Here is a 26,171-nt window from a genome sequence, read left to right on the forward strand (position 1 = left end):
CGAAGGATTCCCTTCGGGCATGAAATCTTTATTATTTTGCCAACTTGTCTTTTTCTTCTTGATACTGTTCGTCTTGAAGCGGTACGAAACCGACTTCGCCAGCAAGACTAGCGGCATTATCAAGGTAGAAGGTCATGAATGCACTCACTTCCGGGCGCTCAAGCTCTTTATCGTTTACGTAAAGCAGCAGCGGACGGGACAATGGAGCATAACTGTTATCCTTGATCGTTTCCATGCTTGGAGCTACGGTAGCTGTACCGTTATCGATCGGAACCAGCTTCAACTTGTCTTGGTTCTCTTCATAGAAGGAGAATCCGAAGTATCCGATGGAGTTTTTGTCGCCAGCAACTCCTTGTACGACTGCGTTGGTATCGGCACTGAACGTGATTTGGCTGTCATTTCTGCTTGCTTGTGCCTCACCGTTAATCGCTTCTGTGAAGTAGTCGAATGTTCCGTGGTCTGTACCAGGAGAGTAAATTTTGATTTCCTCAGCCGGCCATCCTTCGCGAACGTCAGCCCATGTTTTTACGGTGCTGTTCGGCTCGTAAATTTTCTTCAGCTCATCTACTGTCAATTTATCTACGAATTCATTGCTCGGGTTAACAACAACGGATAGTCCGTCATAAGCTACCAGAACCTCATGATAGGAAATGCCTTTGGATTTTGCTTCTTCAGCTTCACTGTCTTTAATTGGACGGGATGCATTGGAGATTGGAATCTCTCCATTGTTAAAGCGTTTGAAACCGCCACCTGTTCCGCCTGTTCCGATCGGAATGCGGACATCCGGGTTAGCTGCGCCGAACTCTTCGGCAATGGCTTCGGTCAATGGATGCAATGTACTGGAACCGTCAATTTCAATCGTTCCCGACAAAGCTGTTGTTGTACTTCCTTCATTTTGCTGTGCTGAACCGTTGTCTGTATTTTCTCCGGAAGCACCGCCGGAAGTTGTTCCTCCGCCGCATGCCGCCAAAAGCGTGCTCAGCATCAATACCAGTACGAGAATGCCTGCTGGTTTACGACCCCTTCTTTTTAACAAACGAATCCACTCCTTCAAAATGGTTGTTGTCTCTAACTTCCTACTTACAATATTGATAATAATCCCGTAATGTAATAACAGTTTCTGAGAAATGTAAACGCAGTGTAAAATATTTTGATAAAACTAGATTCATAGGCTCGGCTTTTCTTCTAACGATCCGTTTAATCCTGCGAGCTCATCCTTCACCCGCTCCACGCGCCTAACGGTTTCCTCCGCCAGTTGATAAACCTGATTCCCCGACTTCTGAACCTTCTCGACGGCGGTCTCCATTTCGTTAAACATATCGGAGCCTTCCGTTACATACCCCTCACAGGACTGGATTTCCTTCAGCGAAGATACGGCGCCAACGGCTGTATCTCCCGCCAGCCGCTGGATGTGCTCCAGCAGCTGGGCGATATCCCCTGACAGCTTACGCGTTTGTTTGGCCAGCGACTGCACCTCTGCCGCGACCACTTGAAATCCCCGCCCATGCTCTCCGGCATGCGCAGCTTCAATCGAAGCATTCATTGCCAGCAAACTGCTTTGATTGGCCAGCTCGGTAATCATGCCGGTTATCGAGGAAATGCGGCTGGCATCCGCAGCGAGCTCGGCGGCCTGCCCTTCACGCTTCGTCATATCCTCCACAAGGCCAAGATAAGAGGTTCGGACATGGTCAAGCTTCTTCTTACCCGTCTGGGACCATTCCCTCATCCGTATACATTCCGCATTCGTTCTGGCTGCCGCCGCTCGAACCTCGGTCAACGAGGATTGGATGTTCCCGGTATGCCGGAAGCTTTCCTGAAGAATCAGCTCCCGCTTCTCTTCCGCTTCCGTTTGGAGACCGCTTGACAGACTCATTAAATCCCGTACGGTAAGCACGCCCAGCAGGCGGTCAGCCTCCGTCATCAGGACGCAATCATAAAATTTCGAATCCGGGCGCTGCAGGGCCAATTGCAGCAGTGTTCCTACCTTCTCGGTCACATCGACCTTCATCGGTTGATGGTCCCCAAACTGGAAGGCCGGCCTGGAATAATACAGGTCAACGGCAAACCGGCCCATCATTCGCCGGTAAAAAACATCCCGCATGATCAGCCCCGACGGCCTGTCTGCTTCATCGCAATAAATAACGCAAGGGATATGCTGATCCTTCGTAAAAACATTCAGCACGTCGAGGCAGGTTTCGGATTTTCGGATAATAGGGACCTTTCTTATGTACTGCCGATATAATGCGCCTGCTTCAGGTTTGCTTGCTGATTGGCCATCCATTGCCGCCTCTACTTCCGCTTCGGTTCTCTCTGTCTGATTCGGTTGGCATTGAAGCAGTGTCATGCGCCCTCACCCCTTGATTGATCTGGTCCTTTAGACGCATCTTAACGGACAAGTGTTATGGGAATATTCTGGAATGATTAAGGGAGTGTAAACGAAGGAGGGATGTTGGCAAGAATATGAGACATTGGACATGCTTAGGTCCTGCCCAAAGACCCAAAAAAAATACTCCGCATCATTTCAAATCGAATGATGGGAGCCTTTAATGGGATTTACCACAAGTTTATAACCAACTCCGCGGATGGAGTCGATGTGTACGGACTCAGGATCAAGTTCAAGCTTCTTGCGCAGGGAGCTCACGTGAACGTCGACGGTTCGCTGTCCGCCGATATAATCGAAGCCCCAGACCACGTTCATCAGATCGTCCCTTGTTAACACCACGCCCGGTTTCTTGGCCAGATAAAGAAGCACCTCGAATTCTTTCGGACGGAGATTAATGCTCTGACCGCCAAGCCGCACCTCGTATTTCTCAGGATAGATTTCCAGCTGTCCAAGCGAAATGACGTTGCCTTGATTGTCCGTCGTCTTTACCTCGTCAGCATGGCCGGACACCCGGCGCATGACGGCCGATACGCGAGCCAGCAGCTCGGAGACGCCAAACGGCTTGGTAATATAGTCATCCGCCCCCATCTTCAAACCTTGAACAACTTCCTCTTCGGCGTTCTTCGCGGTCAAAATGATGATCGGCGTCGTAATTCCGTTACTGCGTAGTTTCTCTAAGATCTGAAAGCCGTTCATGCCAGGCAGCATAACATCCAGCAGGATCAAATCGTATTCATGTTTTGACGCTTTCTCGTAACCTGCCGTACCGTGTTCCTCTACTTCGACTTGAAAGCCTTCCTGCGTCAAATTGTAAGACAACAGCCGCGAAAGTGTCGGCTCATCTTCGATGACAAGCATGCGTTGCGTCAATGGTACCCCCGCCCTTATCTTGTTAATTGGACTGCTCATGCAAGTATATCAACAGAATGTTAACGGAGTGTTAACTCCCTGTATCGTGGGTTTCCTGCAGGATCGGAAGCTCGATGATGAAGGAGCTTCCGATGCCCAGCTCGCTTTCCACCTTGATGGTTCCGTGGTGAAGATCCACCAGATGCTTAACGATCGACAATCCAAGCCCCGTTCCGCCGGATCCGCGCGAACGCGCTTTATCCACCCGGTAAAATCGTTCAAAAATGCGGGGTAGATCCTTCTTCGGAATGCCAATCCCGGAATCCTTGACCACGAATTCCACGAAATCATCGGCACTCCCGTTATTATGCTTTTCACGCGCCGTTAATTTTACTCGTCCGCCCTCCTGCGTGTAACTGATGGCATTCGAGAGAAGATTCATAAATATCTGGCGAAGCTTATCCTCATCGCCTTCCATAAACAACTCCTCCGGAACGTCGAGCTCCAGGCCGATCCGCTTCTTCTCCGCTACCGTGCGCATCATTTCGGATATCGTATCGAAGAACGCCGACAGATGAATCGGCGAGTAATCCATCTGAATCCGCTTCGATTCGATCTTGGACAGCTCCAGAATGTCACCGATCAGACGGTTCAGCCGTTCGGATTCGTCATAGATGATCTGGAGGAAGGAACGTGACGTCTTCTCGTCGGTAACTCCGCCGCCGAGCAGCGTTTCGGCAAACCCTTTCACCGCAGCCAGCGGGGTCTTCAGCTCATGAGACACATTGGCAACGAATTCGCTTCGCATGCGTTCGAGCCTGCGGATATCGCTAACGTCCTGCAGCAGGAAGAGCATGCCGCGCCGATAAGGCTCCTGCTCTTCCTCTTGCATCATCGTCACTCCGTCAATGCGGATAATCGATTCCACCGGATAATAAACGTTGCGTTCCTCATGGAAGTCCGCTTGGCTTCCAAGGCCTTCCTCCATCAGTTTGGTCAATTCATAATGCTGCTTCAGCTCGCGGTACGATTTCCCGGTAATCACCTCGGCGTTAATGCCGAGCATTTTCTCAGCGGCCCGGTTTACAAGGATGATTTGGCCGGCTCCGCTAACCAAGACGATGCCCCCTGTCATATTGTTGAGGACGCTCTGCAGCAAGTCTTCGTTATCCCGTATCGTCCGCAGCTGGGTTTGAAGGCTGTCTGCCATTCCATTGATGGCTTGCGCCAATTGACCGATCTCGTCCTTACGGTGAATCTTCACTCTCGCATCGTATTCCAGACGCGAGATCCGTCTAGCTACGCGCGTAATCTTCTCAAGCGGCGACGTCAACCCTTGAGCGACGCGGTAGCTCACCAAGGCAGCAATCAGAAATAACACCAGCAGGCCGATCCCCATGACGGTCCAGCCTTGCTTGACTCCCTGATCGACTTCCTTCAGGCTGACGGACAACCGAACGAATCCATCGAAATTCTCCCCGGCCTTGACCGGGAGAGCGACATACAGCATATCCTGCTGAAGCGTATCGCTGCGGCGAATGGTACTCCCGCGGCCTTCTTTGACCGCTTGAAGCATCTCCTCGCGATAAGCATGATTATCCATGGTCAACGGGTCGCTTTCCGAATCCCCGATCACCCTGCCGTCCTTCAGTATGAACGTCACTCTCGCATCGGACAGCTCCTCCAGCTGCAAGGACCTGTCGGTATAATACGAAACGGCTTCCGCGCCGTCCGTATCCGGGAACTCCATCATGGTCTGCAGGAGCCGAATCTCCCGGACCATATTATCCTCCAGCAGCTGGATATGGGACTGTTTGAACACCGTCACCATAGCCAGGCCTGCCGCAAGCATGGATAACCCGATTAAAGTAAGCATAATCAGAGTCAAACGGTTGCGATACTGCTTCATGGTCTCTCCTCTTTCTGCTTCATGATCATTTGGGATAACTTATCGCCCGTGTCCGTCTTCGGTGGAACAGTGCGTGAATGACCGTTGCGGCCGGCTGTTGAAACATAATGCCCAGCACGACCGGAATGGACGCCTGGGGAGAAAAATATGATGTCGCAAGCACCATCCCGAGGGATATATTCCTCATGCCGGACGCGTAGGTAAATGTAATTTGCATGTCCTGTGTCCGTCCCGGCATCGCATAGGAACCAAAGTAGCCGAGTAAATAACAGATCACGATCAGGGCAACGACAACCGGGATGACCACCAGCATTTCCTCCTTCATGCCTGCGGCATGGGGAGCGATAGCAGCCGCGTTCAGCATCACCACAAGCATGAAAAACAGCTTCGATATCGGCTGCGTCACGGGAGCCGACCACTCCTTGATCCGTCCTTTGGATACCTCATACAGCATCACCCCGATCAGAGTGGGCAATACCACCATAGTCAGCAAATCAAGTATCAGCGCGGACGCATTCCATGCAACCAGTGCATCTCCGATAAACATATCCATCAGAGCCGGCACGACCAAGGGACTGAGTATGGTGTCCAGCACCACCACCGCCAAGATGAACGGAACGCTGCCGCCGGAGCTTCCGACCCACATCACCGAGGATATCCCGAGCGGAATGATCGCGAACAGCAGCAAGCCTATCGTATAGTCCGAGTCCGCGCCGAATACGGCCGAGCCCAATCCATAGGCGAGCACCGGTGCGGCCGCATGGGCGAGAAACAGCGTCAGCATGACGGCAAACGGGCGTTTCAGCACCCCTTGCAGATGGCGGATGCCGCAGCCAAGCGCCATGACCAGCGTAATATAACCGAATAGATAAGGAATCCAGTGAACAAGGTCCAGCAGCACGTCCGAGAGCAGCCAGCCTAGCACCAGCGACCCGGGAATCAAGAGAAAGGTGTACTTTTCAAACCAAGATGCAAAGGCCAGTCCAAAACTTCTCAACAGTTTCCTCCTATGACTGAATTGACGTATTTGACTTTCATCATAAACCGGGGCGATCCGAACCGCAACGAAAATTCGAAATAAGGCTCCCTGCTTGCGCTCAACAAAAAAGCACCGACCGGCACGTGATGGCCAATCGATGCTTACTCATCGTGATTTGAATCAGGAGAACACCGGCTCTTTAAACATCGCCAGCTTCTGTGCGGAATCCTTGCTCACATCGGCATGCAGACTGTTTCCGTGCGAATCCATGGTAACGATGGCGGCAAAGCCGTCGACCTCCAAATGCCACATCGCTTCCGGAATGCCGAACTCCATGAAATCCACGCCGTTTACTTTTTTGATGCATCTCGCATAATACTGGGCAGCCCCGCCGATGGCATTCAGATACACGCCGCCATGCTCCTGCAAGGCTTGAAGCGTCTTCGGCCCCATGCCGCCTTTTCCGATAACCGCGCGAATGCCGAATTTTTTCAAAATATCGCCTTGGTACGGTTCTTCCCGAATGCTGGTCGTCGGGCCTGCCGCCTTGACATGCCATCCCTCTTCATCCTGCATCATAACCGGACCGCAGTGATAAATCACGGCTCCGTTCAGATCGATAGGGGCATCGTGATCCATCAGGTATTTATGAAGCGCATCCCGTCCGGTATGCATCTCGCCTCGGATCACCACCACATCCCCGACGCGCAGGGAACGGATCTGCTCCTCGCTGATCGGCGTCTGAAGCACTACTTCACGTCCTTGGGAATCACTTGGCGCTGATTCTCCGACTCGGGACGCTGCCGTTTCGGAGTTTGCATTCATCTGCACCTCGCTGCCTGCTTCATACAGCCAATCCGCGATCTCCCCGGTTTCCGGCTCAATCCGTACGCCCTGACGGCGGAACGCCCAGCAGTTATAGGCCACCGATACAAAAAAGCTTGCCGGCAGGCGGTTCATCGCACCGACCTTGCAGCCGAGCAGCGTGACTTCTCCGCCAAAGCCCATCGTGCCGATCCCCAGCTTGTTTGCATTTTCCAATATGTAATCTTCGAGCTTCGCCAGATCCTCATTCGGATTCACGTCTTCCACATGCCGGAACAGCTGATGCTTCGCAAGCTCGTATCCGGTCGTGCGGTCGCCTCCGATACCTACGCCGATAAATCCGGCGCTGCAGCCCTGCCCCTGGGCTTGATACACGGCATGCATGATGCACTTGCGGATTCCGTCCAGGTCACGTCCCGCTTTTCCCAATCCTTCAAGCTCTGCGGGAAGGCTGTACTGGATGTTTTTGTTCTCGCAGCCGCCCCCTTTCAGGATGAGACGGACGTCCACCTTATCCTGCTCCCATTGCTCGAAATGGATGACGGGCGAACCAGGTCCGAGATTATCCCCGCTGTTGGCGCCTGTCAACGAATCCACCGAGTTGGGACGCAGCTTGCCATCCTTCGTGGCGCGAACCACCGCCGCATAGATCGCCTTCTTCATTTCGATGTGATTCGCACCCACGGGTGTATGCACGATAAACGTCGGCATGCCCGTATCCTGGCAGATCGGCGATACTTCCTGCTCGGCCATCTCGATATTTTGAGCGATCGTTGCCAGTGCCAGCCCCGCTCGCGTTGCCGCATCCTCGGACGCTCGTCCACGGTTGACTGCTCTTCGCACGTCTCCGGGCAAATTCGTGGAGGTTTCTACAATCAGTCGATACATGCTCTCTTCAAATAACTTCATAGCGTCAGTAAACTCCTCTCTTTCATGACCCAATCCTCATAGCAAAAAAGAATCATTATAAACTGCCAATATTGTTATCATATCATATCATTCCGCACATGAAAGGGTTTACTTGAAAAAATGAAAGAGACGAGAAAATGTGTTGAATTGCCGGTCATAATGACCATACCAATCTATGAATCTCTCATATATTGGTTAAGGAAAGGAGGTGATTGCTATGATGAGAAAAGTTACAGTCTCCCAGGTTGTTTTTCCAAGACTTGCCCTGTTCAGAAATGAGTTTTACAGAGGACGGCGATTTGTGGTGCGTGGAAATGTAGGGATCCGGAATCTCGAGAGAGCTTTTGGCGACATTGAAAGCTTAAGATTCTTCTCCCCCAACGCTAACGCAACCCTGGTCCTGTTCTCGGAGCCGAATTTCAGGGGCAGATTCAGAGTATTCCGCGGCAGCACCAACATCGGCGATCTTGACGATATCATCGGCGGTGAAGAGCCAGAGTCCATTATTAGTTCGAACCGCCGTTTGACGCTGGCTCAAATCCGGGCGATCCGCGATACCGGACGGCTTCCAAACGGGTTTAGAACCATCTGATTCTCCGTATGCCTGTAATCTCACCTAACCCTCTCCCATGATAAAAGAGCGGACATCCGGGCTGAAGCCCATGATGTCCGCTCTATTCTGTCATCGAGTATGTTTACTAGGCGCAAAAGGAATCAACGCTTTAACCGTTAATCACTTCGCCGCCGTTCACATGAATCACTTGACCGCTCACGTAGGAGGAGTCCGTTGATGCCAGATATACATAAGCAGGAGCCAATTCTTCCGGTTGACCCGGACGTTTCATCGGCTGGGTCGCCCCAAACTCGGCTACCTGATCCGCCGGGAACGTCGAAGGAATCAGCGGCGTCCAGATGGGTCCCGGCGCAACGGCATTTACCCGGATTCCTTGACCGACCACGTTCATCGACAAGGAACGCGTAAAGGCCACGATGGCACCCTTGGTTGATGCATAATCCAGCAGCTGCGGGCTTCCCCGGTAAGCCGTGATGGAGGTCGTGTTAATAATGGAGCTTCCCTTGGACAGATGCGGCATCGCCGCCTGCGTCAAATAGAACATCCCGAAAATATTCGTGCGGAATGTCCGCTCCAATTGTTCTTTTGTAATGTCCTCGATCTTCTTCTGCGGATGCTGTTCGGCTGCGTTGTTGACAAGAATATCGAGCTTCCCAAGCTTCTCTACGGTTTCGGTGACTGCATCGCGGCAAAACGCATCGTCGCCGACGTCGCCGGCGATCAGCAGGCATTTACGCCCTTCCTGCTCTACCTGTCGCTTGGTCTCTTCCGCATCCTTGTGCTCGTTCAGATACACAATGGATACATCCGCGCCCTCCTTGGCATAGTAGACCGCAACCGCACGGCCGATCCCGCTGTCGCCCCCGGTAATCAGCGCTACCTTTCCTTTTAGCTTACCGGCTGCTTTGTACTCGTTACTTTCAAACTCCGGCTTCGGGTGCATCTCCGATTCGGTTCCGGGTCTGTGATCCTGATGCTGGGGCGGCAATGTCTGCTTCTGTTGATCTTGTGGCATATGAACATTTCTCCTTTCAGGTCAGTATCTCAAACTACCTCTCATAGGATGCGTTCGACGCGGCTTCTTATTCTCATAAAAAGCCCTTCGCTATTGTTTTTACCCATAATGAACGGGATCAAACGTAAGCACGGTGCTTTTCCCGTAACAAAATCCCCCTCTTGACGGGGCCTTGCGCTCAAAGTCCAGTCCGCCGTTTTGCGGGAACCCCCGGAATATCTAATTGCTGTAATATCAAAAAAACCGCCCGAATCAACGGACGGCTTCTCTTCGTATGTAGCTGTTCTTAGATGATATGATTGAATACCATGAAGAAGATCATAACCAGAAGCAGCAAGGCGAGCAATGCGCTAAGCGTGCCGAGCTTGCTTGTTTCTTCCTTCACTTCACGCTTCTCGCGGATGCCTGCAAGCGCATTCTTGAGCGGCTTGCTCATAATGCCTCCAATCGCAAACATCGCCAGCAGCAACACCGTTACAATGATCATCCAAGGAACCGAATACTCGCCCTGGGACATCATGTATCCGCCAGTCAACAGCTGAATGACCAAGCCGTACTGCGCAAAACGGTTCGCAACCCGAATCGTATTCACGGCTCCTTCTTGAGCGCCCAGAGACAGCTTCTGAATACCGCCGACAACAAACGGCAGGATCAAGTAAAACCCTAGCGCCGCCGTACCGACCATATGCAGAAAAAATGTCACGTTCCACATAAACAATTCCTCCAAAGTCGTTAGTGTGATTTATGTTACATCGAATTCATCGTCTCCTATTATACTGGACAGATCATCCAAAGAAAAGCAATCCCGCCCCGAATCACGGGACGGGATTGCATTATTAGACGATTTTGTGAATCCTGATTCAAATTACAGGTTCACGACCGAAGTCACGTTGCGCACGGATTCCGCCGACTTATCCAGCGCCGCCTTCTCTTCGGCGGTCAGCTCAAGCTCGAAAATGCGCTCGATGCCGTCTCCACCGAGAATGGCCGGCACGCCCATGAACAGGTTGTCATAACCGTACTCGCCTTCCAGAAGGGCAATAACCGGAATAATCCGTTTCTTGTCCTTCAGAATCGCTTCCGTCATTTGGACCAAGGAAGCAGCAGGCGCGTAGTAGGCGCTGCCGTTCCCCAGCAAATTGACGATTTCGCCGCCGCCGACCCGGGTGCGCTGCACGATCGCTTCAATGCGTTCAGCCGGAATAAGCGTGTCGATCGGAATGCCGCCCACACTGGAGTAACGAACGAGAGGAACCATGTCATCGCCATGGCCGCCCAGAACGAAACCGCGGACATCCTCAACGGATACGTTCAGCTCTTGCGCGATAAAGGTGCAATAGCGTGCCGTATCCAATACGCCGGATTGACCGATGACGCGGTTCTTGGGAAATCCGAGCGTGTTGTACGCCACATAGGTCATGGCATCCACCGGGTTGCTCAGGATGATGACCGTGGAGTTCGGTGCATGAGTCTTCACGTTCTCGCATACGGACTTCACGATTCCTGCATTGGTGTTGACGAGGTCATCGCGGCTCATGCCCGGCTTGCGGGCTACGCCTGCTGTAATGATTACGATATCGGAATCAGCTGCATCTTCATAGTTGGATGTACCGACTATGTTGCTGTCAAATCCCTGGACGGGACTTGCTTCGAGCATATCCAGCGCTTTACCTTTGGTAGGGTTCTCGAGCTGCGGGATATCCAGCAGCACCACATCACCCAGTTCTTTTTGAGCCAGCATCAGGGCGGTAGTCGCACCTGTGAAGCCAGCACCTACTACCGTAATCTTTTTACGAGTAATTGCCACGATGAATCTCCTCCTTACAGGTTTTTAATGATTTCGTCTGCGAACTCGGAGCATTTCACTTCAGTAGCGCCTTCCATCAGGCGGGCGAAGTCGTAAGTCACGGTTTTGTTGTTGATGGACGTTTCCATGCCTTTGTAGATCAGGTCAGCCGCTTCCTGCCATCCGAGGTGCTCAAGCAGCATAACGCCGGAGAGGATAACGGAACCAGGATTAACTACGTCCTTGTCTGCATATTTCGGAGCCGTACCATGAGTCGCTTCGAAAATCGCATGTCCTGTTACGTAGTTGATGTTAGCGCCCGGAGCGATACCGATACCGCCAACTTGCGCAGCCAGAGCGTCAGACAGGTAGTCGCCGTTCAGGTTCAATGTCGCAATGACGTCAAAGTCGGTTGGGCGAGTCAGAACCTGCTGCAGCGCGATGTCGGCAATCGCATCCTTAACGATGATTTTGCCGGCTTCTTCAGCCGCTTTTTGAGCAGCGTTAGCTGCATCTACGCCGTCCTTGTCCTTGATGATATCGTACTGGGCCCAAGTGAACACTTTATCGCCGAATTCAGCTTCAGCCACTTCGTAACCCCAGTTTTTGAAGGCACCTTCCGTAAATTTCATGATGTTGCCTTTGTGAACGAGCGTTACGGATTTGCGGCCATGCTTGATCGCATATTCAACCGCTGCGCGTACAAGACGCTTGGAACCTTCGGAGGACACCGGTTTGATGCCGATACCGGAAGTTTCCGGGAAGCGGATTTTGTTTGCTCCCATTTCGTCTTGAAGGAACTTGATCACTTTCTTCACTTCGTCGGAGCCTTCTTTGTATTCGATGCCTGCATAGATGTCTTCCGTGTTCTCGCGGAAAATAACCATGTCGACCAGCTCAGGACGTTTTACCGGAGACGGTACGCCGTTGAAATAACGGACAGGACGCAAGCAGGTATACAGATCCAGCTCTTGGCGAAGGGCAACGTTCAGGGAACGGATACCGCCGCCGATTGGCGTTGTAAGAGGTCCTTTAATTGCAACGATGTACTCGCGAATCGCTTCAAGCGTATCGTTCGGGAGCCACTCACCGTATGTATTGTATGCCTTCTCACCGGCAAATACTTCATACCAGGCAATTTTCTTGGAACCGTTGTACGCTTTTTCTACAGCTGCATCCAGGACGCGCTTGGAAGCTTTCCAGATGTCACGGCCTGTGCCGTCGCCTTCAATAAAAGGAATAACAGGGTTGTTAGGCACCTGCAGGGTTCCGTTATCAATCGTGATTTTCTCGCCTTCAGTCGGCAATGCGAATTTTTCCAATTTCATGAGTATGAGTTCCTCCTTCGAATATGGTTCTTTTCTCTAGCCATTTCAATGCGATACTGTGTGCAATAGGCATAGAGAAATCCGCCACCCGCGATTCACTCGCGTTTAAGCGGTCCTCTAGCCTATTGTACATGATTGCTAGCCACTTAGCGAAGTTCTATCGGCACATATTTTTGATCGGTCATCCCCGTATACTCTGCGCGCGGGCGGATAATACGGTTGCCTTCATACTGCTCAAGAATATGCGCGGTCCATCCGGATACGCGGCTGATCGCGAAAATCGGCGTGAACAATTCGTGCTCAATGCCAAGCTGCGTATAGACGGAGGCGGAATAGAAATCGACGTTCGGCTTCAGGCCTTTTTGGTTGGTAACCGTTTCGTCGATCAGCACCGACATATCGTACAGCGTGGTATCGCCTTTCATTTCGCCAAGCTCGCGGGACATTTTTTGGAGATGTTTCGCGCGCGGATCGCCGTTTTTGTATACGCGGTGTCCAAAGCCCATAATTTTTTCACGGTTGTCCAGCTTCTCTTGAATGTACGCCTGAGCCCGATCAATCGAACCGACTTCGTTCAGCATCTTCATGACGGCTTCGTTCGCGCCGCCGTGCAGAGGGCCTTTCAGCGCGCCAATGGCGGAAGTAACACCGGAATAAATGTCGGACAGCGTGGCTACGGTCACGCGGGCCGCAAACGTGGATGCGTTAAGCTCGTGGTCCGCATGCAATACGAGCGCCTGATCCAGTGCCTTAATGGAAGTCTGGTCAGGTTCCTCGCCTCTGAGCATATACAGGAAGTTTTCCGCGATGGAGGCGCCTGCTTTCGGAGCCACCGGCTCTTTGCCCTGACGAACGCGGGCAATGGCAGCGATGATCGTCGGAAGCTGAGCTTGAAGTTTAACCGCTTTCTTCTCGTTCGCTTCACGGCTCATATCGTCGCCTTCGGCGTCGTACAGAGCGAGCGCGGATACAGCCGAACGAAGCGCAGCCATCGTATTGCCGTCCTTCGGATACAGTTTGATCTGCTGGATAAGCTCATCCGGAATGGCGGCATAGTTGCTCAAATCTTGTTGAAGCGCCTTTAACTCTTCTACATTCGGAAGCTTTCCGAACCAGAGCAGGTAGGCTACTTCTTCAAAACTTGCATGTTCTGCGAGATCGTCAATATCATATCCACGGTAAGTCAGAACGCCATCGACGATCGAACTAATCGCGGAGGTGGTAGCTACAATGCCTTCCAAACCCTTGGTAGCTGTCATGCAACATCTCTCCTTTATGATCGGGATAAACTGAACTATTTTGACAATCATGAAAACATTTTCATGAAGTCAGATGAAAAAGAAAAACGCGCAAAAAAATTGCTATGGTCCTAGTCGCAAACCTTCTCATATCATACTGGATTTTGTCTGATATGTGAACATGAGCAGCGACATTCGCCGCATCAAATTGTTTTATCGATACCATAAACATTTTTTTGAAATCACTTACAATTCCATTATACCTGTGATAATTCTCATTGTCGAATCATGAAGACGACCATTTTTGAACTCTTTATCCTTATATTGAAACTCCCTGCATACGTATAGAATGAGCCTTTCTGCTCGTCCCTCCAAGTCAGCTGCAAAGGAGTGTGATTCATTGGAACGATTGATGCTTAAACGTTTGGGCCGGGGAGTGTGGGTGCTGTCTTCCATCTTCGTGATCGCCTATTTGATATATGTACTGCTGCCGCTGCTTTATCCCTTCCTTCTGGCCTGGATCATCGCCTATGCGATGAACCCCTGCGTCAACCTGCTCCAGCGGAGTCTGAGAATGCCGCGCTGGATCGCCGTCACGTTGTCCCTGCTCCTGTATTTCGGCGCAGCCCTGTTGATTCTCACCGCGGCCGTCAGCAGGCTGGTCAAGGAACTGATTGCCCTGTCCCAGTCCTTTAATCTCCACATTGACGCCTGGGTGGAATGGCTGACGGCCTGGACGCAGAATGAGAGCTTCCAGAATATCGTCAATGAGATCAGCCGTTTCTATCAGAACAACCCGAATTATCACGATACCATCAACCAAAACATCACCCGTACGACGCAGACGATTGGCACTGCCGTGACCGACCTCGTTACCGGTATTTTTAACGGTATCCTGCAAATTATTTATTATTTGCCGAATTTGGGGACGATTTTCATTGTCGTGCTGCTGTCCACGTTCTTTCTCAGCAACAGCTGGGAACGTCATAACCGCGCGCTGCTCCGTCTCCTGCCCGACGTCATTCGTAAACCGATGAACTATATCTTCTCGGATCTGAAAAAAGCGCTGTTCGGATTTGCCAGAGCCCAGCTGATTCTCATATCCATTACGGCCGTCATCGTCACGATCACGCTCTATGCGCTCGGCGTGGATTCCGCCTTCTCCATCGGGCTTCTGATCGGCTTGGTGGATCTACTCCCGTACCTGGGTGTGGGCATCGTCCTGATTCCGTGGTCGCTGTATGCTTTTATGTCCGACGACCTGACACTCGGCATCGGGCTGACGGTCCTGTACAGCATCATTCTGGTCGTCCGTCAGATCATGGAGCCCAAGGTGCTGGCCAGCAGCGTCGGGCTGGATCCGCTTGCCGCCCTGCTGGGCATGTTCGTCGGGCTTAAGCTGTTCGGGATTTTGGGACTGATCATCGGTCCCGTGTCGCTTGTCATCCTGGACGCTTTTCATCGGGCCCATGTGTTCAAGGACCTGAGGAATTACATTATCGGGGGCAGGTTCAGGTAGCCCGCGTTAAGAGACGGCTTGATTTATCTTATCATTGGGCTAATGTGAACATCGTATTTGGAAAGATTGAAATAGGCTGCTCCCTTGCATAAAATAGACCGGCCCCTTGCGGGACCGGTCTTATGGTAATGTCTGCTTGTATTATCTGCGAAAGATCGTAATCTTGCCGTTTTTCATATTTTTCTTCATCCATTTCAACAGCAAAATCCGATACAGCGGGCGGGTCAACGGAAATATCAACGTAAAGCCGATCATGTCAGTTACAAAGCCCGGCAGAATGAGAAGTACTCCACCCGCAAATATGCATAGGCCGTCCGCCATGGAAGCACCCGGTACCATGCCTGTATTCATTCTCTGCTTGGCGTCTTCCATCGCTTTGCGGCCTTCGAATCTCATCATGGCCACGCCGACGGCAGAGGTCAGCAGTGTCAAAAGCAATGTATTCATGCCGCCTACGCGGTCCGCAACAAACTGAAAGCCGAATATCTCAATAGTAGGCACAAAAATAATCGCTGCCAGCATCCATTTGAACATGAAGCTACTCCTTCCTCCCCAAAAGGGTATCCTTCAATGCATCATACAGCTTTGGCGCGCATTTATCCAGTCGGGCCGGCTTCCACTCCCGGTTCAGCCATACATGCCGGGTCGCTCCTGCCGTTAACAAGGAACCGGGGAGCTCGGACTCGGTACGCCAACCCCTCGCTCCCAAATCCGCCTGCTCCTGCTCACTCAGCAGACGGACCTCGTATTCATAGTGTATTCGCAGCGGGGAGAAAGCAGTCATTCTTGTAAATATTGTCACGAGATCATCATATCGCGCCGGCCGGCGGTACTTGATGTCAAGGTCCACTACAGGGAGCAGGACGCCTTCTTCTTCCATTCCCCGATACGTAAATCCCATTTCACGGATCATTTCGGTACGCCCGATCTCAAACCAGTTTAAATAGTTCGCATGATACACGACACCCATTTGATCGCTTTCCTGGTAACGCACCCGAAAGGATGTCCAGAACCAGCGGCTTCGCGTCGGTACGGATGGACTAGCCAACGTCTTCTTCCCCCTCATGTATGCAAAAAGCAATGGCCGACAAGAAACGTCGTCCATTGCTTATATGCAGCTATATTCAGAATCCAGCGGATTCTTGATGATGAATCTACTTCTGCTGTGGAATTTGGTCCACTTTCAGCAGGTTCGTGGAACCGGAACGTCCCAGCGGCACGCCCGCCGTAATCACAACAAGGTCGCCTTCTTTCACGAGTCCGGATTTCACGCCGCCTTGCAGCGCATAATCAAACATCTCGTCCGTAGAAGAAGCCTGCTCGCCTTTAACCGGCGTTACGCCCCAAGTCAGTGCCAAACGTCTCAGCGTTCTTTCTTGGGTCGTTACGGCGACGATAGGAGCCTGTGGACGGTATTTGGATACCATGCGAGCTGTTTGACCAGATTCGGTAGACGAAATGATCGCTTTGGCATTCAGGTCGAGTGCCGAAATCGCAACCGATTGGCTGATCGCTTCGGTTACGCTGGTTTCTTGTGCAATGCGCTGCTTCAAGAACAATTCACGATAGTTCAGTGCGGATTCCGCTTTTTCCGCGATGCGGGACATCGTCAATACGGATTCCACCGGGTATTTACCTGCAGCCGTTTCGCCGGAGAGCATGATGGCATCGGTTCCGTCGAAAATCGCATTGGCAACGTCACTTGCTTCCGCACGGGTAGGACGCGGGTTGCGCTGCATGGAATCCAGCATTTGCGTAGCCGTAATGACCGGTTTGCCGGCCAGGTTACATTTTTCGATCATGCGTTTTTGAACCAACGGAACTTCCTCAGCCGGAATTTCAACGCCGAGGTCGCCACGGGCTACCATCAAGCCGTCGGATACTTCCAGGATTTCATCCAGATTGTCAACGCCCTGCTGGTTCTCGATTTTGGAGATGATTTGGATGTGCTCGCCATTGTGCTTCTTCAGCAATTCGCGAATTTCCAGCACGTCACTTGCTTTACGAACGAAGGAAGCGGCAATAAAATCGATGCCCTGCTCGATCCCGAAAATGATATCGTTGGCGTCTTTTTCCGTAATACCTGGGAGGGAAATCGCGACTCCCGGCACGTTAACACCTTTTTTGCTCTTAATGGTTCCGCCATTAACGATGCGGCATCTGATTTCGGTGCCTTGAATCTCCACCACGGTCAGACCGATCAGACCGTCGTCGATCAGGATCGTCGATCCGACTTGAACGTCTTGAGGCAACTCTTTATAAGTAATGGACAAACGATTCTTATCACCAAGGATTTCCTCGGTAGTAAGGGTGATATATTCATCTTGTACAAGCTCAATCGGTTCCACTTCAAGTTTGCCTGTACGGATCTCCGGTCCTTTGGTATCAAGCAGGATCGCTACCGTTTTGTTCAACTCTTCGCAAGCTTGGCGGATGTTCTTGATCCGGTTGCCATGCTCCTCGAAGTCGCCGTGGGAGAAGTTCAGACGAGCCACGTTCATGCCGGCCATAATGAGCTTCTTGGTGTTTTCCAACGATTCACTGGAAGGACCGATGGTACATACAATTTTTGTTTTGCGCATTTGGGTTTCCTCCGTTTATTAAAGGGTTCTCTATATCTCTTTTTCCAACAACTAAATCTACTACAAAAAGTCTCATTTGTATAGGAACTTTGTCATATCGTCACATACTCATCAGACTTTTAGAGGATAACGTCTTCCGGTTCCGCCTTCGCAAAGTCGAATTCGCCGATCTTGCGGAATTTGCGGTACCGGTCTTCCTTCAGCTCGCAGGCATCCATCACGGACAGCTCCTTCAGCTGGCTGATCAGGGCGCTCCGAATGGCAGCGGCCGTCTCCTCGTAGTTACGGTGCGCACCGCCCTTAGGCTCAGGAATGATCTCCTCGATGACTTCCATTTCAAGCAGGTCCTTGGCGGTGATCTTCATCGCTTCCGCGGCCTGGTCCGCCTTGGACGCATCCTTCCATAGAATGGATGCCGCGCCGTTCGGCGAGATGGCGGAATAGATGGCGTGCTCCAGCATCAGCACGCGATTGCCTACAGCCATCGCAAGAGCACCGCCGCTTCCACCTTCGCCGATGACCACACAAACAACAGGCACCCCAAGAGACGACATATCCCGCAAATTGCGAGCGATCGCCTCGGACTGACCTCTTTCTTCTGCTGTATTACCCGGATATGCGCCTTTTGTATCAATAAACGTGATAATGGGACGCTTGAACTTGTTCGCCTGCTGCATAAGCCGCAGGGCTTTTCGGAAGCCTTCCGGATGCGGACTTCCGAAGAAACGGGCGATGTTGTCCTTCGTGTCTTTGCCGCGCTGCTGGCCGACCACCGTGACCGGAACGCCGTCAAGTTTGGCCAAGCCGCCGACGACGGCAAGGTCGTCCCCGTAGAGACGGTCTCCATGCAGCTCGATGAAATCCGTAAAGATCAGCTGGATCAGATCAAGCGACGTCGGCCGCTGCTGATGACGGGCCAGATGCATTTTCTGGGAAGGCGAAATCGAGGAATAAATTTCTTCCTCCAAACGACTATATCGTTCTTCCAGGCGGGCGATTTCATCCGTGAAATCAATCCCTTTTTCCTGTCCGAATTGTTTCAGTTCATCTATCTTCTTGCGCATTTCGGCAAGTGGCATTTCAAAAGGCAATTCGCCTGACATCAGAATCCCCCTTTCACGGTATGCATCTCCAGCAGCTTACCAAGCATGGAGCGCATATCTTTCCGATGAATAACCATGTCAAGCTGACCATGCGCCAAATTGAACTCCGCTGTCTGGAAATCGTCCGGCAGCTTCTGGCGAATGGTCTGTTCAATAACGATACGGCCCGCAAAGCCGAATACGGCTCCCGGCTCGGCGATGTTGATATCGCCAAGCGTCGCGAAGCTGGCGGACACGCCGCCGGTCGTCGGATCCGTGATCACTGAAATGTAGAGCCCGCCGAGTTCATTGAACCTGGACAGGGCCGCGCTTGTTTTGGCCATCTGCATCAAACTGAGAATGCTCTCCTGCATCCGGGCGCCGCCGGAAGTGGAGAAAATAATGAGCGGTAAACGCTTGTCCGTCGCAAACTCGATCGCACGGGTGATTTTTTCCCCAACGACGGAGCCCATGCTTCCCGTGAAGAAGTCAAAACTCATCACGGCCACCACAACGGGCTGGCCCAGAATGGAGCCTTGGCCGGTAATCACCGCATCATGCAGTCCGGATTTCATCTTCTGCTGTTCCAGCTTGGCCGCATATCCCGGAAACTTGAGCGGGTCCACCGAGATCATCTCCGCGTCAAACTCTTCAAAGCCTGTCTCATCCAGCGTCATGGCAATCCGCTCAACCGCGTTCAGGCGCATATGATGCCCGCACTCCTGACACACCTTCAGATTCTTCTCAAGCTCTTTGCTGTATTGAATGGTGCCGCACTTGGCACACTTATTCATCAGACCTTCCGGAATTTCCCGTTTCGGGCGTTCGCCTTCCTGAGGCTGCCCTGCCGTCCCAAGTCGTTCCGATGGGATCGTTGCGTATTTTCTTTTTTTCTGAAACAAGTCTTTAAACACAACTACACCTCTCCAGCCGTAAATTTGAATGGCCGCCGCAATAGCACATCGCCGATCCGTACGCTAAGCTTCGCTATGTAACCCAGATGAAACTAGGGGTGCAATATCGAATTCAACACTTCCTGTACTTCCTCAAGCTCTCCGGAGGGTACCAAAATCTCAAACTGCTGTTTGGAAAGATTCACAGGACGGCTTTGAACCAAAAACCCTTCTTCCGTTAGCCTGGTCTTGATCATTTCCGCCACCTTTGCAGTTGGCGCAATATAGATAACCGTCCACATGCCTTTCAGATCCCCCTAATCTCGTCCCACAGGCATATCCTGAGCCGATATAATGGATAATGATAACATACTTCAGTTTTTACCTCAACAAAGAGAGCAGGGGGCTGAAAGCCAAATCCGTACCCTTATGCAGCGTTTCGACAACACTCGCGCAAATCAGTCAGATCCCGCGGTATAATGGGCCGCATCGGGATTGTTATGCGCGATTCGCGAGGAAGCGGCGGCGGCAATGCCTGCAACGAGATCATCCAGAAACACATGAATCCCGTCCGTTTTTTCATTTAATATCTCAATCACGCCAATTTTTTCTTTATCCAGGTAGCCGAAGCTCGTCAGTCCAATCATGCCGTATATGCTCGTGACACCGAGCGCCATGGTCTCATCCACACCGTACAACGGTTCGTCCTGCTCCATAATTGATTGCAGCGGCTCCGGCAGCAGTTTCTTCTCCGCCAGCTCATCCAGCGCAATGCCTGTATACAGGGTATACTGAACTTCGCGCTTCCCGAGCACGGCCCGCACGCTTTCCTCGCACTGCTCGATGGTTAGCGTCGGATGGTAGCGCTGTTGAAGCTTCAACACAATATCCGCGATGGAGTTTACGCTGACTCCTCTGCGGCTGAGCATGCTCTCTGCCAAGTCCATTGACACCACAAATCCCCCCCGCGTCTTTGGCCGTTGCTCTGTCACTACGGTCATCGCCGTGAAGTGCTTTCTTCAGGCGAATACTCGGCCAACATTCCTGTAGTGTCCTAATTGTATGCGGGAGGGATGGGAAACGTTCTTAAATTTTCATGTCACTTCACTTTAACGGTGTCTTTGCCCAGCATGCTCTCCATTTCGGCAATGAGCTCTTGCGAAGGCTCGATCCGATAGGCATCGCTGAGCGCAAGCACCTTCTGGCTTCGTTCATAAAACAACACCGTTGCGACAGGCCCCGGATGCCGCTGCAGAAGCTCTTTCAGCTTGACCAGCATCTCCGATCGCTCCGCATCGGCCGTTATTTTCACAAACACGCGCTGCTCTGCTTTAGGATTCGATGCGCCTGCTCGAGATTCCTTCCCGGACGTTCGGTTCATGCCCGAAACTTCCTTTCCGAGCGGAGGCAGGTCTTGGCCTTTCGTGGCGGCAAGCGGCTGCGCTGAATTCAGAACGGCCTTTGGTTCGCCGGCCGAAGCCGCCTGCTTGCCGGTTGCGCCCGACGCGGCGCTCCGGCCTGCTCCCTCGGCCCTGCCTCTGCCGCCCTGCGTTCCCCGGACCTTGCCCCGCCGAACGAGCTGGCCCAGGGTCTGCGCTTCAAGCGGAGCGATTTCTTCGGCCAGCAGCTTGAAGCCTTCGTCCTGCAGCTGGACCTTCGCCCGGATCGCGAGCAGGGCGCCTTTTTCAATCAGATGCGCGCTGCGCTTCCACACTTCCGGAAAGAGAACGACCTCGCAGCGCTCGATTTGATCCTCGCACTCCATGAAGGCCATCGCTTTTCCCTGTTTCGTCGTAATGGTCTTCAGCGAGACCACCATGCCGGCAACCGTAGCCATCGACTCATCCTCCGCTTCATGCAGATCCATGAGCCGATCCGCTCCGGACTCCGTCAGCGTCTCTTCAAAGCCGTCCAGCGGATGACCGGACAAATACATGCCCAGCAGCTCGCGTTCGAATTCGAGCTGCTGACTTGCGGTATAAGGCGGGATGTCCGGATATTCAATGTCCCAATTCGCGGTTTCCACGAAGTCGAAGAGCTGAATCTGAAGGTCATCCCGCTCCTTTCTCCACTTCACGGCCGCTTCCACCGTTTCGTCCAGCATGGCGACCAGCTGGGAGCGGTGCCCCTGCAAGGAATCGAAGGCGCCCGCCTGGATCAGGGACTCGATCACGCGCTTGTTGCATACGCGGAGGTCGACGCGGCGGCAGAAATCAAGCAGGCTTTCAAACGGCTTATCGCGCCGGATCTCGACGATATTCTCCACCGCTTGCGTGCCGACGTTCTTGATGGCGGCAAGCCCGAATCGGATCCCGCCGCCGGCCGGAGAATCGGCCTGCTCATCGCTGCCCTCGGCAGCAGAACGGCTCATGACCGGCGTAAAATACGTCCCGCTTTCGTTGACGTCCGGCGGCATGACCTCGATATCGATGCGCCGCGCCTCCAGCACGTATTCGGCTACCTTCCGATGGCTGCCCATGACGGCTGTCAGCATGGAAGCCATGAACGGAACCGGATAGTGCGCCTTAAGATAAGCCGTCTGGAAGGCCAGCACGCCGTAAGCGGCAGCATGCGCGCGCGGGAATCCGTAGTTGGCAAACCGGACGATCATGTCGTACACGCGGTTGGCCTCATCCTCGGTATAGCCCAGCTTCAGGCTCCCTGAAACGAAGTGGCTGCGCTCGCGGTCCAGCACCTCGCGTTTCTTCTTCGATACCGCTCTGCGCAGCAGATCCGCTTCCCCGAGCGAGAAGCCCGCCATTGTCGAAGCGATCTGCATAATCTGCTCCTGGTAAACGATAATGCCGTACGTATCGCCCAGTATCGGGATCAGGTCCGGATGGGGGTACTCCGGCTCGATCCGGCCGTGCTTGGCCTGAATGAACTTCGGAATAAATTCCATGGGACCCGGGCGGTACAGGGCATTCACCGATACGATATCCTCAAACACCGAAGGTTTCAGATCCTTCAGCACCCGCCGTATCCCGGCGGATTCGAGCTGAAATACGCCCGCGGTCTCCCCTCGGCCCAGCATTTCGTAAGTCGCTTGGTCGTCATCCGGCACTTGTTCGAAATCAAGCTCTCGGCCGGTCAATTCTTGAATCCATTTCAGCGTACGCTCAATGATCGACAGCGTCCGCAGGCCCAAAAAATCCATCTTGAGGAGCCCCACGCTCTCCAAATTCTCCATGGAATACTGCGTCAGCGCCGTCTTCTCGCTGCCTTCCTGCAGCGGCACCGCATCCGTCAAGGGGTCCCTGGAAATGACGATGCCGGCCGCATGCGTCGATGCATGGCGCGGCATGCCCTCGACCTTCATCGCCATGTCGATCAGCTCGCGTACCTTCGGCTTTGTTTCGTACTGCTCCTTCAGCTGCGGGCTTTGCTCCATCGCTCTTTCAATGCTGATGCCCAGGTGGTTAGGGATCAGCTTGGCCGCCTTGTCCACATCCCCGAACGGCACATTCAGCGCACGCCCGACGTCGCGGACGGCTGCCCTTGCGGCCATCGTACCGAACGTAATGATCTGGGCCACATGCTCTTTCCCGTATTTGTCCACCACGTAATCGATGACCTCGTCCCGGCGCTCATCGCTGAAATCGATATCGATATCCGGCATCGTGATCCGTTCCGGATTCAGGAAGCGCTCAAACAACAGCTTGTATTTCATCGGATCCACATTGGTAATCTGCAGGGTATAAGCCACTAGGCTTCCTGCCGAGGAACCCCTTCCGGGTCCGACCGCGATGCCTTTCCGGTGGGCATAGGCGATGAAATCCCATACGATCAGGAAATAATCGCTGAAGCCCATGCTCTCGATAACGCCGAGCTCATAATCAAGGCGCTGCTCCAGCTCGCTGCGTTGCACTTCATCCTGCCACCGTTCCGTTTCTTCGTAGCGTTCCCGCAATCCGCTCAGGCAGAGATCCCGCAGATATTCCGCAGCATTCTTCCCATCGGGAAGCGAGCTGTATTCCGGCAAAATGGATTTGCCGAACTCCAGCTCCAAATGGCACTGGTCCGCAATCTTAGCCGTATTCAATATAGCCTCAGGCACATGGGGATACAGACGCTCCATGTCGCTGCCGCTCTTCAAATAAAGCTGATTCGTCTGAATCTGCAGCCTGTCTTCATCTTCGACCGTCTTTCCCGTGCCGATGCAGATCAGGACGTCCTGAACCTCGGCATCGCTCTCGGTCAAATAATGCACATCGTTGGTCGCGACCAGCGGAATGCCGGTCTCGCGACTCAGCTGAATCAGCTGGGGATTCACGCGCTTCTGCTCCGGAATTCCGTGATCCTGCAGCTCCAGGTAATAATCCTCTCCAAAAATCGCCTGATAACGAAGCGCGGCAGCTCTCGCTTCCGCCTCGCGTCCATGAAGCAGATGCTGGGGAACCTCGCCTCCCAAGCAGGCGCTGAGGCATATGATGCCTTCATGATGGGCGGCCAGCGCCTCCATGTCGATTCGGGGTCTGTAATGATACCCCTCCAAATGCCCGATCGAGCACAGCTTCATTAAATTGCGATAGCCGGTCTCATTCTTGGCAAGCAAAATCAAATGATAGATCGGCTGGTCCTTGCGGCTTCCCCGCTCCTTGCGGGAGCCTGCCGTGATATAGGCCTCGCAGCCGATAATCGGTTTGATGCCCTGCGCCAGGCAGGCTTTATAGAACGGAACGGCACCATACATCACGCCATGATCCGTCAGCGCCAGCGATTTCATGCCAAGCGCCGCCGCTTCCCGCACCAGGTCACCGATACGTGCCGCTCCATCGAGCAAACTGTATTCACTATGCACGTGCAAATGCACGAAAGAGCTCATCGTAACGCCTTCCTTTCGCCGGTACATGTATATTTAAAATCAACTCAGAAATATCTTGAAAAGTCTTTATACCATTTTATCATAATCCCGCTAGGCCCGCCCATAGAATGAAACTAGGGAATACGTGGACAGGCGGTTGCCTTGACATCCACCGAGAGAAGAAAGGAGACATGAGGGCATGAGCGTTTTTTTATCCAAAGCGATCCTGGATTTTTTTATAGCCTTCGGCATCGTGCTGGGGGGGGCCATGGTGGGAGGCGTGGGCGCCGTGCTGTCCCTGCAGCCCCCGACCCTGACCATGATAGAAGTGGCCGACCGGATTAAGATATGGGCGCTTGCCGCCGCGATCGGAGGCACCATTGATCCGATGCGGGTCATTGAAAGCAACATGGTAGTCGGCAATCTGTCCCCTGCCATCAAGCAGGTTTTATATCTGGGTTTTGCATTTCTTGGAGCACATATGGGCAGCGAGCTGGTCAAATGGGTGTGCTCCAGCCGGAGCTGATCCATGCGCGTACCTCCGGCCCACCGATTCCGCCCCTTCTATCAGGTCGCATCCATCTTCGTGCTGGGGATGGTCGTCGGCAGCATCCTCTACAATTCGGTTTATCATGCAGCCTACAATAAATTATGGGAAACGAATCAGGAACAGCAGCTCAAAATAACGCAGTATGAAAAAGATATCGATTCGTTAAAAAAATACAATAAACAATCCACGGTCATCAAGGAAATCAAGATCCGCAGCGAACAAAACGACAGGGAGCCTCTTGATCCCGTCATCATCAAAGAGCTCGTCAGGCTTATGAGCGACGATCTGGCTGCCCTTCGGGGCCGCAACGTGTTTGATATCGATACGGACAGCAAGCTGACCCGTTCGCTCCTCAGCGACAAAATCTATACGGTCCGGGAAAAAGATTACAAGGTCCAGATCAAGACCATGCTCGTCATGGAAGGCGTGCTGCAAATCTGGGTCGGCGTCGATCATCTGGATGCAAAGTCAACGGGATCATGATACAATACATACTATTGTAAATGATCGAATCTAACATGCTTTTAGAGGTTGTTCAAAAAGTCATCTTTTGATCACGAAGCAGCACATGAACATACACTTTCAGCCACATCGCGAGCATGTTACCGAATATAAAGGAGCCTTCCATTCCATGATAACCGTCATCCACTATATCCTGTACATTATCCTTGTCCTGTCCGTCGTAGCTGCCGCGCTGTATAGCATTCGCGCACGGCGAGTAGCGGATCCGGTCGACCGCGGAATCCATATGTCCATGATGAACCTCTGCATGGGCATTATGCTGGTTTCCCTTTCGCTGGTGTGCATGTTCCTGTTCAGCGGCTCCACGCCCGCTGTCATTGTAGAAGCAGCGTTTTTGGTGCTTGGCGCGTTCAATATATTTGCCGGCATTCGAAGCCGCACCTATTACAGCAGACTGAAGAATTCGCGGACGGCCGGCTGAATG

Annotated in this window: 24 protein-coding genes; 5 read left to right on the forward strand and 19 right to left on the reverse strand. The window is 52.6% G+C overall.

Annotation, left to right across the window (positions count from 1 at the left end):
* Positions 1-31: 31 nt before the first annotated feature.
* From RB297_RS24695 to RB297_RS24720, 6 genes are all read right to left on the reverse strand, one after another.
* The gene (locus RB297_RS24695) at positions 32-1,036 is read right to left on the reverse strand and encodes a PstS family phosphate ABC transporter substrate-binding protein (RefSeq protein ID WP_375121768.1); all 1,005 of its coding nucleotides are present in this window, start codon (positions 1,034-1,036) and stop codon (positions 32-34) included.
* A gap of 129 nt (positions 1,037-1,165) precedes the next feature.
* Complete coding sequence (locus tag RB297_RS24700) at positions 1,166-2,344, reverse strand: methyl-accepting chemotaxis protein (RefSeq protein WP_375121706.1); 1,179 nt, start codon at positions 2,342-2,344, stop codon at positions 1,166-1,168.
* A gap of 177 nt (positions 2,345-2,521) precedes the next feature.
* On the reverse strand, positions 2,522-3,253 hold the full coding sequence (locus RB297_RS24705; RefSeq protein WP_375121707.1) for a response regulator transcription factor: 732 nt from the start codon (positions 3,251-3,253) through the stop codon (positions 2,522-2,524).
* Positions 3,254-3,323: 70 nt separating this feature from the next.
* Positions 3,324-5,141 carry a two-component system histidine kinase PnpS gene (pnpS, locus tag RB297_RS24710; RefSeq protein WP_192570845.1) on the reverse strand — a complete coding sequence of 606 codons (1,818 nt, stop codon included), beginning with the start codon at positions 5,139-5,141 and terminating at the stop codon, positions 3,324-3,326.
* Between the two features lie 25 nt (positions 5,142-5,166).
* Positions 5,167-6,138 (reverse strand): bile acid:sodium symporter family protein, encoded by a 972-nt coding sequence (locus tag RB297_RS24715; protein ID WP_096776309.1) that lies wholly within the window; start codon positions 6,136-6,138, stop codon positions 5,167-5,169.
* A 162-nt stretch (positions 6,139-6,300) separates the two neighbouring features.
* Positions 6,301-7,854 (reverse strand): fumarate hydratase, encoded by a 1,554-nt coding sequence (locus tag RB297_RS24720; RefSeq protein ID WP_375121708.1) that lies wholly within the window; start codon positions 7,852-7,854, stop codon positions 6,301-6,303.
* A 217-nt stretch (positions 7,855-8,071) separates the two neighbouring features.
* Between RB297_RS24720 and RB297_RS24725 the strand changes: the two genes are divergently transcribed.
* Positions 8,072-8,446 carry a hypothetical protein gene (locus tag RB297_RS24725; RefSeq protein WP_036673584.1) on the forward strand — a complete coding sequence of 125 codons (375 nt, stop codon included), beginning with the start codon at positions 8,072-8,074 and terminating at the stop codon, positions 8,444-8,446.
* 130 nt (positions 8,447-8,576) lie between these two features.
* On the opposite strand, the gene RB297_RS24730 is transcribed toward RB297_RS24725, so the two are convergent.
* The 5 genes from RB297_RS24730 to citZ all read right to left on the reverse strand — a co-directional run bounded on the left by RB297_RS24730 (position 8,577) and on the right by citZ (position 13,816).
* On the reverse strand, positions 8,577-9,443 hold the full coding sequence (locus tag RB297_RS24730; protein ID WP_015736983.1) for an SDR family oxidoreductase: 867 nt from the start codon (positions 9,441-9,443) through the stop codon (positions 8,577-8,579).
* A gap of 286 nt (positions 9,444-9,729) precedes the next feature.
* Positions 9,730-10,155 carry a hypothetical protein gene (locus RB297_RS24735; protein WP_009595065.1) on the reverse strand — a complete coding sequence of 142 codons (426 nt, stop codon included), beginning with the start codon at positions 10,153-10,155 and terminating at the stop codon, positions 9,730-9,732.
* A gap of 153 nt (positions 10,156-10,308) precedes the next feature.
* Positions 10,309-11,250: a malate dehydrogenase gene (gene mdh / locus RB297_RS24740; protein ID WP_015736984.1), complete on the reverse strand. Its 942-nt coding sequence runs from the start codon at positions 11,248-11,250 to the stop codon at positions 10,309-10,311.
* Positions 11,251-11,264: 14 nt separating this feature from the next.
* Positions 11,265-12,557, reverse strand: a complete 1,293-nt coding sequence (icd, locus tag RB297_RS24745; protein ID WP_009595069.1) for an NADP-dependent isocitrate dehydrogenase — start codon at positions 12,555-12,557, stop codon at positions 11,265-11,267.
* Positions 12,558-12,703: 146 nt separating this feature from the next.
* Complete coding sequence (gene citZ / locus RB297_RS24750) at positions 12,704-13,816, reverse strand: citrate synthase (RefSeq protein WP_375121709.1); 1,113 nt, start codon at positions 13,814-13,816, stop codon at positions 12,704-12,706.
* A 379-nt stretch (positions 13,817-14,195) separates the two neighbouring features.
* Here citZ and ytvI point away from each other — a divergent pair, with 379 nt between their 5' ends.
* Complete coding sequence (gene ytvI / locus RB297_RS24755) at positions 14,196-15,314, forward strand: sporulation integral membrane protein YtvI (protein WP_015736985.1); 1,119 nt, start codon at positions 14,196-14,198, stop codon at positions 15,312-15,314.
* Positions 15,315-15,455: 141 nt separating this feature from the next.
* On the opposite strand, the gene RB297_RS24760 is transcribed toward ytvI, so the two are convergent.
* The 8 genes from RB297_RS24760 to RB297_RS24795 all read right to left on the reverse strand — a co-directional run bounded on the left by RB297_RS24760 (position 15,456) and on the right by RB297_RS24795 (position 24,696).
* A complete protein-coding gene (locus RB297_RS24760; RefSeq protein ID WP_096776312.1) occupies positions 15,456-15,848 on the reverse strand; it encodes an FxsA family protein in 393 nt (130 codons plus the stop codon).
* A gap of 4 nt (positions 15,849-15,852) precedes the next feature.
* Positions 15,853-16,362, reverse strand: a complete 510-nt coding sequence (locus RB297_RS24765) for an acyl-CoA thioesterase (RefSeq protein ID WP_096776313.1) — start codon at positions 16,360-16,362, stop codon at positions 15,853-15,855.
* 106 nt (positions 16,363-16,468) lie between these two features.
* Positions 16,469-17,896: a pyruvate kinase gene (gene pyk / locus RB297_RS24770; RefSeq protein ID WP_009595064.1), complete on the reverse strand. Its 1,428-nt coding sequence runs from the start codon at positions 17,894-17,896 to the stop codon at positions 16,469-16,471.
* A 119-nt stretch (positions 17,897-18,015) separates the two neighbouring features.
* A complete protein-coding gene (locus tag RB297_RS24775) occupies positions 18,016-18,999 on the reverse strand; it encodes an acetyl-CoA carboxylase carboxyltransferase subunit alpha (protein ID WP_096776314.1) in 984 nt (327 codons plus the stop codon).
* The gene (gene accD, locus RB297_RS24780) at positions 18,999-19,892 is read right to left on the reverse strand and encodes an acetyl-CoA carboxylase, carboxyltransferase subunit beta (RefSeq protein WP_009595062.1); all 894 of its coding nucleotides are present in this window, start codon (positions 19,890-19,892) and stop codon (positions 18,999-19,001) included. The genes RB297_RS24775 and accD overlap by 1 nt, the downstream gene beginning before the upstream one ends.
* Positions 19,893-19,984: 92 nt before the next feature.
* The gene (locus RB297_RS24785; RefSeq protein WP_006212044.1) at positions 19,985-20,173 is read right to left on the reverse strand and encodes a hypothetical protein; all 189 of its coding nucleotides are present in this window, start codon (positions 20,171-20,173) and stop codon (positions 19,985-19,987) included.
* A gap of 156 nt (positions 20,174-20,329) precedes the next feature.
* The gene (locus RB297_RS24790; RefSeq protein WP_036673757.1) at positions 20,330-20,824 is read right to left on the reverse strand and encodes a phosphatidylglycerophosphatase A family protein; all 495 of its coding nucleotides are present in this window, start codon (positions 20,822-20,824) and stop codon (positions 20,330-20,332) included.
* 146 nt (positions 20,825-20,970) lie between these two features.
* On the reverse strand, positions 20,971-24,696 hold the full coding sequence (locus tag RB297_RS24795) for a DNA polymerase III subunit alpha (RefSeq protein WP_375121710.1): 3,726 nt from the start codon (positions 24,694-24,696) through the stop codon (positions 20,971-20,973).
* A gap of 178 nt (positions 24,697-24,874) precedes the next feature.
* Between RB297_RS24795 and RB297_RS24800 the strand changes: the two genes are divergently transcribed.
* From RB297_RS24800 to RB297_RS24810, 3 genes are all read left to right on the forward strand, one after another.
* Positions 24,875-25,201, forward strand: coding sequence for a YtrH family sporulation protein (locus RB297_RS24800; protein WP_009595060.1), 327 nt, complete (start codon positions 24,875-24,877; stop codon positions 25,199-25,201).
* A gap of 3 nt (positions 25,202-25,204) precedes the next feature.
* Positions 25,205-25,708 (forward strand): sporulation membrane protein YtrI, encoded by a 504-nt coding sequence (locus tag RB297_RS24805; protein ID WP_009595061.1) that lies wholly within the window; start codon positions 25,205-25,207, stop codon positions 25,706-25,708.
* 148 nt (positions 25,709-25,856) lie between these two features.
* Positions 25,857-26,168 carry a YtpI family protein gene (locus RB297_RS24810; RefSeq protein ID WP_009595071.1) on the forward strand — a complete coding sequence of 104 codons (312 nt, stop codon included), beginning with the start codon at positions 25,857-25,859 and terminating at the stop codon, positions 26,166-26,168.
* The last annotated feature ends 3 nt before the right edge of the window (positions 26,169-26,171 follow it).

Source organism: Paenibacillus sp. CR_12, from assembly GCF_041953985.1.
GTDB classification, from domain to species: domain Bacteria; phylum Bacillota; class Bacilli; order Paenibacillales; family Paenibacillaceae; genus Paenibacillus_AQ; species Paenibacillus_AQ lautus_A.